General features: G+C 77.6%; 1 protein-coding gene. It reads right to left on the bottom strand.

The window, feature by feature from the left end:
* On the bottom strand, positions 1-516 hold a 516-nt coding region (def, locus tag D8M29_RS12920; protein ID WP_127446062.1), incomplete at its 3' end, for a peptide deformylase.
* Between the last annotated feature and the right edge of the window lie 82 nt (positions 517-598).

Below are 598 nucleotides of genomic sequence, written 5' to 3'. Positions count from 1 at the left end.
GCGCTCGGCCCCGATGCGGCGGGCGGCGCGGTCCACCTCGCCGGCGCGCATGCGGCGGCGGGCCTCACGGCGTTCCTCGCCGTCGAGGCGGTCGACGTAGAGGATCCCGTCGAGGTGGTCGGTCTCGTGCTGGAGACAGCGGGCGAGCAGGCCGGTCCCCCGGTGCTCCACCGGGTTCCCGTCGACGTCGGTGCCGCGGACGACGGCTTCGGCGGCGCGCGCCGGGTGGTAGCGCAGCCCCGGCACGGACAGACACCCCTCGCCCGGCTCCCGCAGCGCCTGGCCGGCGGTCTCGAGTACGGGATTGACCACGTGCCCGGCGACGCCGGCGACGTCGAACACGAAGACGCGCAGGCCCACGCCCACCTGGGGCGCGGCCAGGCCCACGCCCCCGACGGCGTGCATCGTCTCGATCATGTCCGCCACGAGGGCGCGCACATCCGCGCCCGGGGGCACGGGCGACGCGGCGGTGCGCAGGACGGGGTCGGGGATGGTGCGGACGGGCAGGACGGTCACGCCGTCACCCTATCGCCGCCCTCGGCAGACGCCGGGCGCGACGACGACCCGTCGGGCGCCACGTCCGGGGCGGCGTGGGAGG

It is taken from the genome of Micrococcus sp. HSID17227, assembly GCF_003989405.1.
GTDB classification, from domain to species: domain Bacteria; phylum Actinomycetota; class Actinomycetes; order Actinomycetales; family Micrococcaceae; genus Micrococcus; species Micrococcus luteus.
Note: the sequence above shows the minus strand (reverse complement) of the source record. Positions and strands in the feature narration are given on the sequence as shown.